Here is a 16,835-nt window from a genome sequence, read left to right as displayed (position 1 = left end):
ATAAACATCCAAAAAGGAGCTAACATGTTTACGCCTAAAACTAAATGTGAATTAGTTGCTCTTGTTAGAGAAGAGCTTATTGCCTTAGATGAAATCGATGTAAGCTTAATTACGGATATGTCTTATTTATTCTATTATTCCACTAGAACTAACTTTGATGGTATAGAAAAATGGGATGTATCAAATGTTAAAGATATGTCTTATATGTTTTATTGCTGCAAAAGCTTTAATCATGATATTTCTAAATGGAATGTTAAAAATGTTGAAAACATGGAAGGAATGTTTTTTGATTGTGAATCTTTTGATCAAGACTTATCTTATTGGAATATGTCAAATGTAAAAGATACTAAATATATGTTTTGTAATTGTCTTAAATTTAACCATAAAGTAGAAAATTGGGATGTGCATAATGCCATTACAATGGCACATATGTTTGAAAATTGCAAACAATTTGATCAAGATTTGTCAAGATGGGATGTACATAATGCTAAAACAATGGCATTTTTATTGCATAATTGTACTAATTTTCATCATGATGTTAAAAAATTAGATATTAATAAAAATTGCAATATCCAAAAAATACTAGGACATGAAGAAATACAAAATCAATACGCTATAAAATATTAATTATAAGGTAAGCTATTGCTTACCTACTTGATTAATCCAAAGCCCCATAGCAATGACAACAATAACCTGCCCTAAAAATCCTTGAAATACGCTAAATAATCTTAGCAAAGAACTAACCGGCGTTACATCACCAAAGCCTATCGTTAGCATAGTAACTCCGCTAAAATAATAACAATCAACCAAACCTTTTATTCTATTTTGAATTTGAGGTTTTAACTCATCATTTAAAGACCAAAAATTATGAATTCCTCTTATAGGTGTTTGAAATTGTACTTCTATGATTTTTTCTTGCAAATCCGCAATATCTAAATTTTCATTTTTTTGAGTAGCAATTAACATTCTATTGTAATTATCTACATCACAAGAAAAATAATACAAATTTCCATACGCAAACCATATCAAAACATATGCATATAAAATAATAAAAAATTTTTCTTTAATATTAATCTTTCCACTAAAAGCAGCCCAAATACTTATAAGCAAAAAAACCATCAATGCTACAGCCACCATAATAGGAATAATATTTAAAATTAAAAATAAAATTTCAGAAGTAATTTTACCTGTTGCATAAATAGCAAGTTCATCAAATAAAAAACTACAAAACAAAGGCACCATAGCAAGCAAAGTCCAAACAAAGAGAAATTGTTTGGTGCTTTTATGATAAATGCTAATATAATGATTTAAAAGTCTATGGTGCAACATTAGCGAATCAGCAATAAAGGTTTTTTAGCCTTAGTTAAAATATCATTTGTCAAACTACCAAATAAAATACTTTTTAACCAGTGATGTGAATAAGCTCCCATAATCAATAAATCTATATCATTTTGCTCACCAAAATCAAATAAAGCCTGAGTAATCTCTCCATTTAAATGCTGAGTTTGCACATTTAAATTTGCTTCTTTAAAAATTTGACTTACTTGAGTTAATAACTCATAAGAAGCTTTTTCATCTTTAGATACATTTACTACATAACGTTTTGCTTCTTTAAAAATAGGTCTTTTAATGGCTTGTTCTATAGCCTTTTTAGCTAAATTACTCCCATCATAAGCCATCATCACACTTTTAATCTCTTTAAAAGCAGAATTTACAAGCAAAATAGGCACATTTAAAGCTCTTACTAATTCTTCTGTATGAATGCCTATTTTATTTTTCTTACCACCGCCTTTTAAACCTGCTATGGCTAATCTTATTTGATCATTATATTCTTTTAAAACTTCTTCTAAATCTCCATCTCTTTGCACACTAAAGCATTCTTTTACGCCTTGTTCTTTTGCATAAGTGCAAAATTCTTCTAAAATTCTTTGCCCTTTTTTGCAAAGATTTTCATTTTTTTGGCTTTGCTCTTCTACTAAATCTTCAATCACACACCCGCTAGCACCTATACCAAAACTACAAGCTAATTCAGCATTAGTAAAATTTGGTTCTATGGTATATAAAAACATTAAAGGTAAATCTAGCTTTTTAGCTAAATACACTCCATAATGCAAACTTTCCCTACAAGGCTCTAAAACATCCACACAAACTAGAATTTTTTCCATTCAATATCCTTTTGTAGTATTAATCTTGTGCTTTTTGCGCTATTAAAACACCTTCTATGATTTTTTTAATATCCCCATCTAAGATATTATCAACCTGCGAAAAAGCTTCATTTGAGCGTGTGTCTTTGACTTGTTGATAAGGAAAAAGCACATAAGAGCGGATTTGATGCCCCCAACCTATCTCACTTTTTTCGCTTGAATTTGCTTCATCTTGTTGTTTCATAAGCTCAAGCTCATAAAGGCGTGATTTTAGCATTTTAAAGGCTGTGGCTTTGTTTTTGTGTTGGCTTCTATCGTTTTGACATTGCACTACTATACCACTTGGCATATGAGTTATGCGCACTGCTGATTCAGTTTTATTAACATGTTGTCCACCTGCTCCGCTTGCTCTATAATAATCAATTCTTATATCTTTTTCTTCAATTTCTATTTCTATATCATCATCAAGTTCAGGAGAAACCATCACACTAGAAAAACTCGTATGACGGCGTCCTGCACTATCAAATGGAGAAGTTCTTACTAAACGATGAATGCCATTTTCAGCTTTTAAATACCCATAAGCATTTTCACCTTTTACTAAAAAGCTAACATCTTTAAGCCCTGCTTCTTCGCCTTCTTGAAAGTCAAGTGTTTCCACTTTAAAACCTTCTCTTTCACAAAATCTCAAATACATCCTATAAAGCATGCTAGCCCAGTCATTACTCTCCGTTCCGCCCGCTCCTGGGTGAATGGAAACTATGGCATTTTTACCATCATTTTCCCCACTTAAAAGCATAGAAATTTCAAGATTTACAATAAGATCTTCTAGCTTGTTTGCATCTTCAAATAAAGCTTCTATAGTATCTAAGTCATTTTCACTATTAGCAAGATCAAAAAGCTCACTTGCATCATTTAAAGCATTATTTGCATTTTCATAATTTTTAAGTAAATTTGAAATTTTAGTTTTTTCTTTACCTATCACTCCTGCTTGTTTTACATCACTCCAAAAAGAAGGAGAATTTTCTAAATTTTCTATTTCTTTTAATCTTGCTTTTACCTCTTCAGGCTTGATGATAGAAGCGATATTTCCAACTTTATTTTTTAATTTTTTTAAAAGTTCGCTGTATTCGTAATTATCCATAAAAATTTTCTTTCTAATTTTGATATAATTTAATCTTATAATTTTAGCAAAAAAATAAAACATTTAAAGTGAGAAATATGCCAAAACTTTTTTTAATGTCTTTAGGTTGTAATAAAAATTTAGTTGATAGTGAAATCATGCTTGGAAGATTAAGTGATTATGAAATTTGCGATGAGCCAAGCATAGCTGATGTTTTGATTGTAAATACCTGTGGCTTTATAGATAGTGCTAAAAAAGAAAGCATAAATGCGATTTTAGATTTACACGAGCAAAGAAAAAAGGATTCGTTGCTGGTTGTAACAGGATGTTTAATGCAGCGCTACCGCGAGGAATTAATGAAAGAACTACCTGAAGTTGATCTTTTTACCGGTGTGGGAGATTATGAAAAGATTGATGAAATGATACTTAAAAAAACTAATCTTTTTTCAAATTCTACTTACTTGCAAGATAAAAATACCAATCGTGTGATCACAGGATCAAATTATCACGCTTTTATTAAAATAGCTGAAGGGTGCAATCAAAAATGTTCATTTTGCGCTATACCAAGTTTTAAAGGCAAACTTAAATCAAGAAGCTTAGAAAGTATTATAAATGAAGTAAAAGAGCTTATTAAAAAAGGCTATAAAGACTTTTCTTTTATCGCTCAAGATACAAGTTCATATTTGTTTGATCAAGGTCAAAAAGATGGACTTTTAAAGCTTATTGAGGCTATAGAAAATATCCAAGGTGTAAAGGCTGCTAGAATTTTATATCTATATCCAACAAGCATTAGTAAAGAAGTGATAGAAAAAATCATTCAATCAAAAGTTTTTGTAAATTATTTTGATATGCCTTTGCAACACATCAGCGATAATATGCTTAAAATCATGAAACGCGGAGCTAATAAAGCTAAATTAATCGAGCTTTTAAATTTAATGAAACAAGCTCCAAATTCATTTTTACGCACAGGTTTTATCGTGGGTCACCCAGGAGAGAGCGATGAGGATTTTGAAGAATTATGCGCTTTTATAAAAGAATTTGGTTTTGATAGAATTAGTGTTTTTGCTTATTCTAAAGAAGAAGATACTGCAGCTTTTGACATGGAACAAATTCCTAGTAAAATCATCAATGCAAGATTAAAAGTAATAGAAAAAATTGTTGATGAATGCATAGAAAAAAGCTTTAATCAACAAGTTGGTAAAAAGACTTTAGCATTTTGTGAAGGTCAAAGCTCTGAAGGAGAATTTTTCATCGGTGCGAAAGATTTGCATTGGGATAGAAATATTGATGGAGAAATTCTCATCAATGAAAGTGATTGTGGTGATTTAGAAATGGGTGAGCTTTATGAGTGTGAAATCAGACAGAGCTTAGATAAAAAACTCATTGCAAAAGCTTTAAGAAAGCTTGATGATTGATAGCAAATATTTAAATCGTTTAAAGCAAGGGAAAAATCTTTTAGCATTTTCTCATGGGAGTGATTCTAGTGCTTTATTTTTCATGCTTTTAGAAAAAAATATAGATTTTGACCTTGCTTTTATAAACTATAAAACTCGTAAAAATAGTGATAAAGAAGAACAAAGTGCCAAAGAATTAGCCAAGCGTTTTCATAAAAAAATTTATATCAAAACCGCATCCAAGATAACAAAAAATTTCGAAGCTTGCGCAAGAGCTTTGCGTTATGAGTTTTTTGAAGAACTTTGCAAAAATCACTCTTATGATAATCTTTTACTAGCTCATCATTTAAATGATAAACTAGAATGGTTTTTAATGCAATTTTCTAAAGGTGCAGGGCTTAGAGAATTACTTGGTTTTAAAGATATTGAAAAAAGAAAATATTTTACCATCATAAGACCCTTGCTTGAAATTCCAAAAGAAGAAATTTCAAACTACCTAAAAGACAACAATATCACTTATTTTCATGATGAGAGTAATGATGATGAAAAATATTTTAGAAATTTCATACGCAAAAATTTTGCTAATGAGTTTTTAAAGCTTTATCCAAATGGAGTAAAAAAAAGCTTTAAATACCTAGAAAAAGACTTAAAAGAAGAAAATATTTGTGAATTTAAAAATATTTACATCACTCATAAAGATGAAAGTTTAATCGCAAAATGTTTTAAAAAGCTTGGAGTGCTTTTAAGCGCCAAACAAAGACAAGAAGCATTGAAAGGTAATGGAGTGATTTCACATAAAATAGGCATTGTTTATATACAAGAAAAAGTTTTGATTTTTCCTTTTATAAGTTGTGAGAAAATGCCAAAAGAATTTAAAGAAATTTATAGAAAAGCAAAAATCCCTAAACTCTTAAGAGCATATTTATACACAAAAAATATTGATGTAAAAGAGCTTATGCAAGCTCTTTTATGATTTCTTCAAAAAGTTCTTTTACTCTTGCTTCTAAAAAGTCTTTAAATTCAGCGCTTGTAGCTTCGGTGCGCATGATAAGATATGGACTTGTATTAGAAGCACGCAAAAGCGCCCACCCTTCTTTAAAGGTGGTTCTAACTCCGTCAATTTCATTACAATCAAGCACATTTTCAAAAGCGTTTGCTTTTACTTTTTCTTTAAATTTTTCTATGATTTGAAATTTATTTTCCTCACTAACCTTAAGCTTAATCTCTTCACTTGCATAAAGTTTTGGCAATTCTTTAACTAATTTTTCTATATCAAAACCATTTACTAAAAGCTCTAAAGTTCTTAAAAATGCATAAATTCCATCATCATAACCAAAATATCTATCTTTAAAGAAAATATGCCCACTAAGCTCTGCTGCTATGTCGATATTTTGCTCTTTCATCATTTTTTTAATGTTAGAATGCCCAGTCTTACCCATCATGATAAAACCAAATTTAGCTACCTCATCGAAAAGATTTTTAGAACATTTTACTTCACCTAAAACTCTAGGATTTTTTATATTTTTAGCAAATAAATAGCAAAGCTCATCACCCTTAAATACATAATCTTTACTTGCGACTACTAAACGATCCCCATCTCCATCAAAAGCAAAGCCCATTTTTGCATTTTCATTTTCTTTTAACGCAACTTGCAATGCGTGTAAATTTTCAAGCTCTGTTGGATCGGGCGCGTGATTTGGGAAATTTCCATCAGGATTTTCAAATAAAATTTGTGCATTAAGATTTAATTTTTCCACCAAAGGTTTTATAATCACTCCAGTAGCTCCATTTGCACAATCAATGATGATTTTTTCTTTATAACCCTTAAGATGTGAAAAATGCTTAGCTAAAAAGTCTATATATAAGCTTTTAACATCATAATTTTCATATCTTAAATCATCATTGATTTCAAGTTCTAAATACTCTTGCACTTTTAAAGAAAGCTTTTTCAAATCAGCACCAAAAAAACTTTCTTTGTTAATCGTGATTTTAAAGCCATTGTATTCTTTTGGATTGTGCGAACCTGTTATCATGATATTTGCATCGAAAATTTCATCAAAAAATAAACTAAAATAACCCATAGGAGTTGGTGCTAAACCTATATTGAAAACTTGCATATTAGCTTTATTTAAACCGCTGATTAAATAGTTAAAAAGTTCATTTGCACTATATCTTGCATCATAGCCTACGCTTACTTTCTCACAACCTCTTGATTTCATTTCTAAACCCAAGGCATAGCCTATGGCTTTTACACTTTTTTCATTTAACTCACTTGGGTAAAGCCCTCTTATGTCATACTCTCTAAAAATCAAATCTAACATTTTAATCCTTTTGTTTTCTAAGTTCTAATTTTGCTTGTTTTAAACTTTCTTCTATGTTTTCATTTTTGTTTGATAAACAAAGTCTAATTTCTAATTTTGCATTTTGCTCTTTCAATTCAAAACTATATTTTTGCATAAAATTTTCAAGCATTTGAAGCTTGCTTTGCACAAAGGCTATATTTTCATTTTCAAATACAATAATAAAATAATCCTTATCATCTTTAAAAACCCTAGCGTGTAAAGCTTTTTTTAAAATCCTAGCAAATTCATGCATTATAAACTCGCCCATTTTTGAGCCTTTTTGATGATAAATTTCATTGATATTTTTTACTTCAATCAAGGCTAAATGAAAATTTTCAAGCCCTTGAGCATATCTTCTTAAGGCTTTTAAATTTGGCAAATTGGTTAAAGTGTCAAAAAAGGCTATTTTATAAGCTTTATACGCTAAAAATCCTATCAACACCAAAGAAGCAAATTCATAATAACCCAAATCAACACTATTATAAAATAAAAACTGCACATTCAAGCCCATATAAGCTAGCAAAAAATGAAAATCATTGTTTTTAAAATACGAAAATAATAAAAATATCATTCCCGCCCAAAACACACAAAAACTTAACTCACTAATAGGTTTAAAAAATTGCGTTGAGAGACCAAAAATCTCACTTGTAATGCTTGCATTAAAATTAGTACTTGTGCTAAGTATTAACGCTACAAAACCCATAAAGGCTAAATACACAAATTTAATGAGATTAATTCTTTCAAAAACAAGTTTACTATCTTGTAAAAATACAAAAAGCACAAAAGAAAAAGGTAAAAATACCGAGATAAACAAATGCGCTTGATACTCACTTGCTACTAAAGATAAAGCCCTAGCACATAAAATCAACAAAAGCAAGAAAAAAATCTTATTTTGCTTAAAAAAATAAGCTAAAAATAAAGCTAAGATATTAAAAACCAAAGTCATACTAGGCAATGTTTTTAACAATAAATACGAAAAATCCAAAATAATAAACCTTTTTTTGTTAAAATTATAGCAAAAATATTTTAAGGATATTAATGGTAGAAGTAAAAAATCTCACTATGCGTTTTGCAAATCAGCTTTTATTTGAAGATGTAAATTTAAAATTAAACCGTGGTGAAAGATATGGACTTATAGGCGCAAATGGTGCAGGAAAATCAACTTTTTTAAAAATTCTCTCAGGCGAAATAGAATCAAGCAGTGGAGAAATTTGTATAGATCCAAATTTAAAAATCGCAGTGTTAGGACAAGATCAATTTGCTTTTGAAAACTACACTATAAAAGATGCGGTAATGTGTGCAAATAAAAGATTATATGATGCGCTAAAAGAAAAAGAAAAACTTTATATGAGTGAAGAATTTACCGATGAAATCAATGATAGATTAAGCGAACTTGAAATCATAACAGCAGAAGAAGATCCAAACTATGATTGTGAGCTTAGATGTGAAAAAATTCTTAGTTCTTTAAATATAAAAGATTTTAATGCTCTCATGAGTACTTTGCAAAGTGCGGATAAATTTAAAGTTTTATTAGCACAAGTATTATTTTTAGGTGCTGATGTATTATTTTTAGATGAACCTACAAACAACCTTGATTTAGAAGCTATTTCTTGGCTTGAAAATGAGCTTTTAAGACATGAGGGAACTTTAGTAGTAATTAGTCATGATAGACATTTTCTAAATAAAGTTTGTACAAGAATTTTAGATGTGGATTTTAAACAAATACGCGATTTTGCTGGAAATTATGATGATTGGTATATGGCTTCAACCTTACTTGCTAAACAAGCTGAACTCAAACGCGATAAAACTTTAAAAGAAAGAGAAGAATTAGAAAATTTCATACGCCGTTTTAGCGCTAATGCTTCAAAAGCCAAACAAGCTACAAGTAGGGCTAAAGCTTTAGAAAAACTTGAACTTGAAGAGATTAAAACTTCAAGTAGACGTGATCCTAGCATAGTTTTTAGAACAAATAGAGAAATAGGAAATGAAGTTTTAGAATTAAAAGGTATTAGCAAGGCTTATGATAAAACTTTATTTGAAAATTTAGAATTAAAATTAGAAAAAGGTGATAAAATAGCCTTAATTGGCGCAAATGGTGTTGGAAAAAGCACTTTAGCTAAAATCATCGCATCAAAATTAGAACCTGATAGTGGTCATATTCACCTTGGTGCCACCATAGAAATGGGATATTTTTCACAAGATACAACGAATTTAATTAATGAAGATTTGAAACTTTATGAATGGCTAATGAGTGAAAAATTCAAAGATTTGGATGAAATTCGCAAATGTCTTGGTAGAATGCTCTTTAGCGGAAGCGATCAAGAAAAAATGGCTTCTAGTTTAAGTGGAGGTGAAAAACACCGCTTAATGCTTTCAAAATTAATGTTAGAACGTGGAAATTTCTTACTTTTAGATGAACCGGATAATCATTTAGATCTTGAAAGTATCATTGCATTAGGTGAAGCCTTGTATAATTTCAAAGGTTGTGTGATATGTATAAGCCACGATAGAGAGCTAATTAGCGCTTTTGCTAATCGTATATGGTTTTTAGAAGATGGAAAATTAACAGACTTTAAAGGAAGTTATGACGAATTTTTAGGAGGTTTAGAATGAATTCGTTTAAGATAAAATATGCAGCTGGTTTTGGACATTTTACTCAAAATCACAGAGGTTTTGGCCCAACTATTTATGTAGAAGAAAGTATTGATTTTCAAAGCGAAAAAGATTATTTTGACTATGTTGAATTTTATGAAAAATTCAGCAAAGAAGATGATACTTATTTTCACATTTCATTTTTAGAAGATCGCCCTTTAACTTCTCAAGAATTAGAAAGTAGAAATGCTTATAGAAAACTAAGGGATGAGCGCTGTAATAAAGCTAGAGAAGAGTTTATTAAAAACAATGAAATAGAAGCTGAATACTACCCAACTCATGGCGATTAAGGAATGATTTTTGCTTGTTTTTTCCTTGTAATATTTTGAAAGGAGAAAGCATGCAAGTTAACCATGATAATTTATCGGTTAAAGAGTATGGGTATGGTCAAAGTAGTGCTTATAAAAGCACTCAAGGAGCTAATGAAGACTTTATGTCTTTACTTAGTCAAAACAATAGTGAAAATTTAAACGAGCAAAGTATAAAACTTGATGAGCTTTTTTCAAAAGCTATGAGTCAAGATCAATTTAGCACAGGAATTTTTAGCTCAAATATGTCAAATATTTATAATTATCGTTTTAGAGGACAAAACGAAACTCCTATGCAAGCTAATATAGAAGAAAAACAAGAGCCACAAAAAGATATGGTAAAAGATCTTTTAAGTTCTTTATAAAAATGAAGTAAGCAAACGCTTACTTCCAAATAAGCCCACTGAATTCAAACTCTTTTGCAAATTTTTTAAATTCCTCTTCTTCTTTTGCATTAACGCTTAAAATCAATTCAACATTTTCTTGAAATTTTTTTTCGTATGAAATGTTATTTTTATTTAAAAAATGCTCAAATCTTGCATAAAGATGAAAAGGAATGTTTAAAATTAAAATATTTTTAGCTTCAAATTCTAAAAGTGTTGCATTTAAAATAGCTTCATTTGTAGCTTCACTATAAGCTCTTACAAGGCCGCCTGTACCAAGTTTAATCCCTCCAAAATAACGCACCACAATCACCGCGCAATTAACAAGCAAAGCCCCTCTTAAGACATTCAAACAAGGCATTGCAGAAGTTCCTTTTGGCTCACCATCATCGCTTTTATCTTCTATGATTTGATCAAATTCATTCAAATACCTATAAGCATATACAAAATGCACGGCTTTTAAATGCTCGTTTCTTAGTTTTTGCATTAAAGTTTGAAAATCTTCAAAAGGACATAAAAAAGACAAAAAAGTTGATTTTTTGATTTCTATTTTTGCTTGATAAATTTGATCAATGGTTTTCATATTTTCCTTAATTTAGCTATAATATTTAAATAAAATTATAATCAAAACAACTTATAAAAATTTAAGGATAAACTATGCTTCAAACTTGTATTTTTCCTGCAGCAGGTTATGGTACTAGATTTTTACCTGCTACAAAAACCCTACCTAAAGAAATGTTACCTATACTAACTAAACCTTTAATTCACTATGGTGTGGATGAAGCTTTAGAAGCTGGTATGGAAACTATGGGCTTTGTTACAGGGCGTGGAAAAAGAGCTTTGGAAGATTATTTTGATATTTCTTATGAACTTGAACACCAAATTGCAGGCACTAAAAAAGAATATCTTTTAAGTGAAATAAGAACACTCATAGATCGCTGCACTTTTACTTTTACAAGACAAAATGAAATGAGAGGCTTAGGAGATGCGGTTTTAAAAGCAAAGCCTTTAGTGCAAGATGAAGCTTTTGGGGTAATTTTAGCAGATGATTTATGCGTAAATGAAGATGGGGTAAATGTCCTAGCTCAAATGGTAAAAATTTATGAAAAATACCGCTGCTCTGTTATAGCTGTGATGGAGGTTGAAGCTGATCAAGTCTCAAACTATGGGGTTATAGCTGGAAATGCTGTGGAGGAGGATTTAATCATGGTAAATTCTATGATAGAAAAACCTGATCCAAAAGATGCTCCAAGTAACTTAGCCATCATAGGAAGATACATTTTAACGCCTGATATTTTTGGCATTTTAGAAAATACCAAAGCAGGTAAAAATGGAGAAATTCAACTAACTGATGCCTTACTTTCACAAGCAACCAATAATATGGTTTTAGCTTATAAATTTAAAGGAAAAAGATTTGATTGTGGAAGCGTAGAAGGCTTTGTGGAAGCGACAAATTATTTTTATGAGAAAAGTAAAAATGCTAAATAATACTTTATTTTTTAAAACCCAAGATTTTAAAAAAATCACCGCTTATGCAAATAGAATGAATGATGAGCTAGAAAGTGGCGATATAGGGTATTATCACTTAGTAGATACAAGCTTTGATTTAATCAAAGAAAGTAAAGAATTTATCGCTACTAAAACTCATATGGAAAATATTGTTTTAGTAGGTATGGGTGGATCAAGTTGTGGGGTTAAAGCTTTAAAAGAGCTTTTATTTGATCAAATCGAAGAAAAAAAACTTTTTATTATTGACAATACCTCCTCACATACTTTTACCCAAACTATGCAAAAAATAAATCCTCAAAAAACACTTTTCATCATAGCAAGTAAATCAGGTACAACTATAGAGGTGATTTCTTTATTTAAACTCATCATTGCACATTTTGATTTTAAAAATGAAAATTTACACGAAAACTTTGTGTTTATTACTGATTTTGAGTCAAAACTTCACAAACTAGGAGAAGAATTAAACATAAAATGCTTTTTTATACCTAAAAATGTCGGAGGAAGATTTAGTGTTTTATCTGCTATTGGTATTGTTCCTTTGAGCTTTTGCGGATATGATACTAAAGCCTTATTAGAAGGTGCAAAAGCTTGTTATGTGGATTTTTTTGAGAAAAAATGTGATCAAATTTTGCAAAAGGCTTATCATTATTGCACGCATAAAAGTGCGCATATTAATGTGCTTTTTTCTTATGGAGATGCTTTTAAAGGTTTTAATGAATGGTATATTCAACTAATTGCTGAAAGTCTAGGTAAAAAACAAGGCTTTAAACGCATAGGTTTAACTCCTATTGCTTTAATTGGCGCTAGAGATCAGCATAGCTTTTTACAACTTATCATGGATGGACCCAAAGATAAAACTGTTACTTTTTTAAAAATCAAAGATAGTCAAAAATCTCCTAGTATCCCAAATATAAGCTTTAATCATTTACAAAATTGTGATTTTACTAATGAGGTTAATTTACATGATCTTTTAAATGCCCAATGTGATGCAACCATGCATGCGTTAATTGCTGAAAATTTAAGTGTTGATGTAATAGAACTTGAAAAATTAGATGCTTATCATTGTGGGTATTTGATGTATTATTATGAGTTATTTACTTCTGCATGTGGCATTATGCTTGGAATTAATACTTATGATCAACCTGGTGTAGAGGTAGGAAAGTTAATACTCAAAAATATGTTAAGTAAATAAATTTGCTTTATTGTAAAAAAAGAGTATAATGAAAATATAATAATTACTAACATTAAAATTTATTAGATAATAATTATTATTATTTAAGAATTTTATGTTATAATTTTAAAAATAAAAAAGGAGATAACATGTCAGTAACAAAACAATTATTACAATTACAAGCGGATGCTCATAGTTTATGGATTAAATTTCATAATTATCACTGGAATGTAAAAGGTTTACAGTTTTTCTCAATTCATGAATATACAGAAAAAGCTTATGAAGAAATGGCAGAACTTTTTGATGATTGCGCTGAGAGAGCTTTGCAACTAGGAGAAAAAGCTATCGTTTGCTCAAAAACATTACTAGAAAATGCAAAAGCACCTAAGGCTCAAAAAGATTGCTTTACTCCAGTAGAAGTTTTAGAACTTATTAGAGAAGATTATAAGTATCTTTTGGCTGAATTTAAAAAGCTAAATGAAGAAGCTGAAAAAGCAAGCGATACTACAACAGCAGCATTTGCTCAAGAAAATATTGCAAAATATGAAAAAGTTCTTTGGATGCTTAATTCAACTATCCAAAATACTTGCTCTATGTAAGAATTTATAATGTTTTTTGACTTGCAAAGCTTTATTGCTTTAAGTCAAAAAACAAATTTAACTTCCCAAAAAAAACTACTCTTATTAAAACTTCGTACTCATTTTGAAAAAAATATCGATTTATTACAAAAATTATATGATTATAGTTTGGTAGCTTATTGTGCTAATGCATATTTAAATCAAAGCATAAAAAAAGAAGGTTTGCAAAAACACAAAGCCATTATAAAAGCTTTAACTAATCCTTCTTATAAAAAAGAAAAAATCCCCGTAGGCGGTTTAAACAATGCATTTTTAGCTTTAAAATTTATAAAAAATTATGAAATACTTGAGCACATCAACGAAGCACACCCTCAATCTAAAATGGGTTTTAGAGCTAGTTTTATTTATGATAAAAAAAGAAAAAACTATATTTTAGCCTTTGCAGGGAGCGATTTAAATCCTTTGTGTTTTGATTTTAAAGATTTTTATAGTGATTTTTTGATTTTACTTAACAAAACTCCAAAAGGTCAAATTCAATCCATGCAGTATTTTTATAATCAACTCAAGCAAAAATACACCATTGATAAAAATCTCATCATCATAGGGCATTCTTTAGGAGGATATCTAGCTCAAGCTTTTACAAGAACCTTTCCTAGCGCAGCAAAAGAAGTCTATGCCTTTCAAGCACCTGGTTTAAACCAAAACTTTCAAAATCTTTCTTATATAAATTTTCATATAAATACCACCCATAATTTAAGTTTCAAAACTTACAAATGGTGGAATTTTAATTTTGTACAAAAGCTTTATAAGAAAGATAGCAAGGAAATTTTACTACACACAGGAAGCATTAAACATCATCCTAGCGTGTGTATTTATAAACTACATGAATTATTTAAAATTCTTAACCCACAAGGGCTAAGAATTAATGCAAATCTTCATTAAGTTTTACAGCCTTTTTATTAAAAGCTGCTATCATCACTCCACTTTGAGAATCTTGTCTAAAATGTAAGCCATTTAATCCTGCTAATTCTAAACCTTTATATATATCTTTATCAAATTTAAAATCAGGATTGATTTTTTGAAGTTCTTCTTTATTTTTTAAAGCAAATTTAGTCCCTTCTAAAACAGCAATACCCGCATCAACGATACAATTATCCCCTAAAGGAATTCCAGTAACTGAATTTGCACCCAAAAGACAAGCTTTACCGATGCTAATAGCATTACCACTTGTACCACTTAAAACACCAAGTATAGAAGCACCACCTCCTACATCGCTACCTTCACCCACAACAGCTGAAGAACTAATACGTCCTTCTACCATACAAGCTCCAGTTGTACCTGCATTAAAATTCACATAAGCAGCCCCTGGCATTATAGTAGTACCTGCAGCTAAAACCGCCCCCATTCTCACTTTAGAACTTTCTAAAATTCTAGTATTATCCTCAGGAATAACATGAGCTAAAAATCTTGGAAATTTATCTACATAATCAACCCTTGGATACCTTCCACTCATTTTTAAATCAATCTCATTTTCTCTTAAAAAGTCCAAATCAATAGGCTTATTATCGCTCCATGCAACATTTGGTAAAATCCCAAAAGCGCCTGTTAAATTTAAACTTCTCAAAGGTACTTTTTTATTGGAAAGCAAATAAAGTTTTAAATACACACTTTCTAAACTTTTTGGTGCCTCATCTTCAAAAATACAAACAAAAGAAAAAGCATTTTCTCTAAAATTTTCTTTTGCTGCTTTGATTGCTTCTATATTTTTATGGCCTTGCTCTTGCAAAAATGGCGCAAAACATTCAAGTGCAAAATCTAAATCTTCTTTAATTAAAGTAGCCGCAAACTCACTTTCATTAAAATCAACATCAACCCCTCTTCTAAAAAAAGCTTCAAACATAACAGCTGCAGCAGCATAATTTTGCTCAAAATTAATCACACCAAAATTGGCTTGAAGTTTTTTATTAGGATCAACTTGACTTAGATCAAGTCTTGCTATAGCAAAAGCTTTAGGTTTTTTATAATTAATCCTTTGTTCGATTTGCTTGATTAAATTTAAAAATTCTTCTTTACTTTCTATTGGCATATTTTCTCCTTATTGCGAGCACGCACTTTTGCCATTCATTACAGGTTGAATAGCTGAATTATCTACTTTACCTTCTTGATTAACCTTTTCTATAAATTCCCAAATTTTTTCAGCAGCTTGTAAATATCTTTTTGAACTTACACTCTCAGGCATATAAAAACTTACAGGCTTACCACTATCTCCACCTTCTCTTACACTCATTTCGATAGGAATTTGAGCCAAAACTTCACATTTATAAGCTTTTGCCATTTCTTCTGTGGTGCCTTTACCAAAGATATCATATTCTTTGCCATTATCAGGACATAAAAAGCCACTCATATTTTCTATAATACCTGCAACAGGAATGTGTAATTTTTCAAACATATCAAGCGCTCTTTTGCTATCATCTAAAGACACCACTTGAGGAGTACTTACACACACACCTGCACTCACTGGCACACTTTGAGCTAGGGTAATTTGCGCATCACCAGTTCCTGGAGGCATATCAAGCAATAATACATCAAGTTCAGGCCAAAGCACATCAGCTAAAAGTTGCTCAATTGCTTTCATAATCATAGAACCACGCCACATCAAACCTTTACCTTCTTCTATTAGCACACCCATACTCATCATATAAACCCCATGAGATAAAATAGGACGAATTTTTTGACCTACAATTTCAGGCTTGCTTTTACTCTCACCTAACATTCTTGGTATATTTGGCCCATAAATATCCGCATCTAAAAGCCCTACTCTTTTGCCCATTTTAGCTAAAGAAATCGCTAAATTTAAAGTTGTAGTACTTTTACCTACCCCACCTTTACCACTTGAAATCATAAGGAAATTTTTAATTTGTGGAGCGATATTTTTACCACTTCTTGAATTGCTTTTTTCTTCAGGAATTTTTGGTTGAATGATTTCTAAATTAAGCTCTAAATTTAAATCTTTTAAAGCATTTGCAATATTTAGTCTAAGCTCTTGTGCGATTTGAGCATTAGCTGAAACGATTTCAACTACTATATGAGCTTGATTTTCATTTGCTTCAATTTTTTTTACAAAACCAAAACTAACTATATCTTTTTTAAAGCCTGGATATATAACTTGTTTTAGTCTTTCTTCAATTTTTTCCTTCAATTTTTCTCCTTGTTATTTAAAATGATTAATTCTAC

The 16,835-nt window shown here is 30.1% G+C and carries 18 protein-coding genes; 10 read left to right on the top strand and 8 right to left on the bottom strand.

Going from position 1 to position 16,835, the window contains the following annotated elements; genetic code table 11:
- Nucleotides 1-24: 24 nt before the first annotated feature.
- Complete coding sequence (locus tag L8X24_RS03255; RefSeq protein WP_263663614.1) at nucleotides 25-627, top strand: BspA family leucine-rich repeat surface protein; 603 nt, start codon at nucleotides 25-27, stop codon at nucleotides 625-627.
- A gap of 12 nt (nucleotides 628-639) precedes the next feature.
- Here the strand turns inward: L8X24_RS03255 and L8X24_RS03250 are convergent, their stop codons facing one another.
- Genes L8X24_RS03250 through prfB form a run of 3 tightly spaced genes read right to left on the bottom strand, consistent with a single transcriptional unit; the run spans nucleotide 640 to nucleotide 3,285 of the window.
- Nucleotides 640-1,329, bottom strand: a complete 690-nt coding sequence (locus L8X24_RS03250) for an ion channel (protein ID WP_263663613.1) — start codon at nucleotides 1,327-1,329, stop codon at nucleotides 640-642.
- Complete coding sequence (locus L8X24_RS03245) at nucleotides 1,329-2,165, bottom strand: universal stress protein (RefSeq protein ID WP_263663611.1); 837 nt, start codon at nucleotides 2,163-2,165, stop codon at nucleotides 1,329-1,331. The genes L8X24_RS03250 and L8X24_RS03245 overlap by 1 nt, the downstream gene beginning before the upstream one ends.
- A 19-nt stretch (nucleotides 2,166-2,184) precedes the next feature.
- The gene (prfB, locus tag L8X24_RS03240; protein ID WP_263663609.1) at nucleotides 2,185-3,285 is read right to left on the bottom strand and encodes a peptide chain release factor 2; all 1,101 of its coding nucleotides are present in this window, start codon (nucleotides 3,283-3,285) and stop codon (nucleotides 2,185-2,187) included.
- Nucleotides 3,286-3,362: 77 nt separating this feature from the next.
- Between prfB and rimO the strand changes: the two genes are divergently transcribed.
- Together rimO and tilS are read left to right on the top strand one after the other, a co-directional pair.
- Nucleotides 3,363-4,679: a 30S ribosomal protein S12 methylthiotransferase RimO gene (gene rimO / locus L8X24_RS03235; protein ID WP_263663608.1), complete on the top strand. Its 1,317-nt coding sequence runs from the start codon at nucleotides 3,363-3,365 to the stop codon at nucleotides 4,677-4,679.
- Complete coding sequence (gene tilS / locus L8X24_RS03230) at nucleotides 4,669-5,631, top strand: tRNA lysidine(34) synthetase TilS (protein ID WP_263663607.1); 963 nt, start codon at nucleotides 4,669-4,671, stop codon at nucleotides 5,629-5,631. The genes rimO and tilS overlap by 11 nt, the downstream gene beginning before the upstream one ends.
- On the opposite strand, the gene L8X24_RS03225 is transcribed toward tilS, so the two are convergent.
- Both L8X24_RS03225 and L8X24_RS03220 read right to left on the bottom strand, forming a co-directional pair.
- The gene (locus L8X24_RS03225) at nucleotides 5,612-6,979 is read right to left on the bottom strand and encodes a phosphomannomutase/phosphoglucomutase (RefSeq protein WP_263663605.1); all 1,368 of its coding nucleotides are present in this window, start codon (nucleotides 6,977-6,979) and stop codon (nucleotides 5,612-5,614) included. The genes tilS and L8X24_RS03225 overlap by 20 nt on opposite strands.
- Before the next feature lies 1 nt (nucleotide 6,980).
- Nucleotides 6,981-7,985, bottom strand: a complete 1,005-nt coding sequence (locus L8X24_RS03220; protein ID WP_263663604.1) for a GGDEF domain-containing protein — start codon at nucleotides 7,983-7,985, stop codon at nucleotides 6,981-6,983.
- A gap of 53 nt (nucleotides 7,986-8,038) precedes the next feature.
- Here L8X24_RS03220 and L8X24_RS03215 point away from each other — a divergent pair, with 53 nt between their 5' ends.
- The 3 genes from L8X24_RS03215 to L8X24_RS03205 are packed head-to-tail and all read left to right on the top strand — an operon-like array spanning nucleotide 8,039 to nucleotide 10,325.
- A complete protein-coding gene (locus tag L8X24_RS03215) occupies nucleotides 8,039-9,613 on the top strand; it encodes an ABC-F family ATP-binding cassette domain-containing protein (RefSeq protein ID WP_047207957.1) in 1,575 nt (524 codons plus the stop codon).
- Entirely contained in the window at nucleotides 9,610-9,942 is a 333-nt protein-coding gene (locus tag L8X24_RS03210) for a hypothetical protein (protein ID WP_039617462.1), read from the top strand. Before L8X24_RS03215 ends, L8X24_RS03210 begins: the two co-directional genes overlap by 4 nt.
- A 50-nt stretch (nucleotides 9,943-9,992) precedes the next feature.
- A complete protein-coding gene (locus tag L8X24_RS03205) occupies nucleotides 9,993-10,325 on the top strand; it encodes a hypothetical protein (protein ID WP_039617460.1) in 333 nt (110 codons plus the stop codon).
- Nucleotides 10,326-10,344: 19 nt separating this feature from the next.
- Here L8X24_RS03205 and L8X24_RS03200 read toward each other — a convergent pair whose 3' ends face one another.
- Nucleotides 10,345-10,926 carry an IMPACT family protein gene (locus L8X24_RS03200; protein WP_263663600.1) on the bottom strand — a complete coding sequence of 194 codons (582 nt, stop codon included), beginning with the start codon at nucleotides 10,924-10,926 and terminating at the stop codon, nucleotides 10,345-10,347.
- Between the two features lie 74 nt (nucleotides 10,927-11,000).
- Between L8X24_RS03200 and galU the strand changes: the two genes are divergently transcribed.
- From galU to L8X24_RS03180, 4 genes are all read left to right on the top strand, one after another.
- Complete coding sequence (galU, locus tag L8X24_RS03195) at nucleotides 11,001-11,831, top strand: UTP--glucose-1-phosphate uridylyltransferase GalU (protein WP_039625295.1); 831 nt, start codon at nucleotides 11,001-11,003, stop codon at nucleotides 11,829-11,831.
- Entirely contained in the window at nucleotides 11,821-13,044 is a 1,224-nt protein-coding gene (locus L8X24_RS03190) for a glucose-6-phosphate isomerase (RefSeq protein ID WP_263663653.1), read from the top strand. The genes galU and L8X24_RS03190 overlap by 11 nt, the downstream gene beginning before the upstream one ends.
- 128 nt (nucleotides 13,045-13,172) lie before the next feature.
- On the top strand, nucleotides 13,173-13,622 hold the full coding sequence (locus tag L8X24_RS03185) for a Dps family protein (protein ID WP_039667974.1): 450 nt from the start codon (nucleotides 13,173-13,175) through the stop codon (nucleotides 13,620-13,622).
- Between the two features lie 9 nt (nucleotides 13,623-13,631).
- Nucleotides 13,632-14,543, top strand: coding sequence for an Mbeg1-like protein (locus L8X24_RS03180; RefSeq protein WP_263663594.1), 912 nt, complete (start codon nucleotides 13,632-13,634; stop codon nucleotides 14,541-14,543).
- Here L8X24_RS03180 and L8X24_RS03175 read toward each other — a convergent pair.
- The gene (locus L8X24_RS03175) at nucleotides 14,524-15,687 is read right to left on the bottom strand and encodes a 2,3,4,5-tetrahydropyridine-2,6-carboxylate N-succinyltransferase (protein ID WP_263663593.1); all 1,164 of its coding nucleotides are present in this window, start codon (nucleotides 15,685-15,687) and stop codon (nucleotides 14,524-14,526) included. The two genes, L8X24_RS03180 and L8X24_RS03175, sit on opposite strands and share 20 nt — an antisense overlap.
- 9 nt (nucleotides 15,688-15,696) lie before the next feature.
- On the bottom strand, nucleotides 15,697-16,800 hold the full coding sequence (locus L8X24_RS03170) for an Mrp/NBP35 family ATP-binding protein (RefSeq protein WP_263663592.1): 1,104 nt from the start codon (nucleotides 16,798-16,800) through the stop codon (nucleotides 15,697-15,699).
- Between the last annotated feature and the right edge of the window lie 35 nt (nucleotides 16,801-16,835).

It is taken from the genome of Campylobacter sp. CNRCH_2015_0814, from assembly GCF_025772765.1.
Lineage (GTDB): Bacteria > Campylobacterota > Campylobacteria > Campylobacterales > Campylobacteraceae > Campylobacter_D.
Note: the sequence above shows the minus strand (reverse complement) of the source record. Positions and strands in the feature narration are given on the sequence as shown.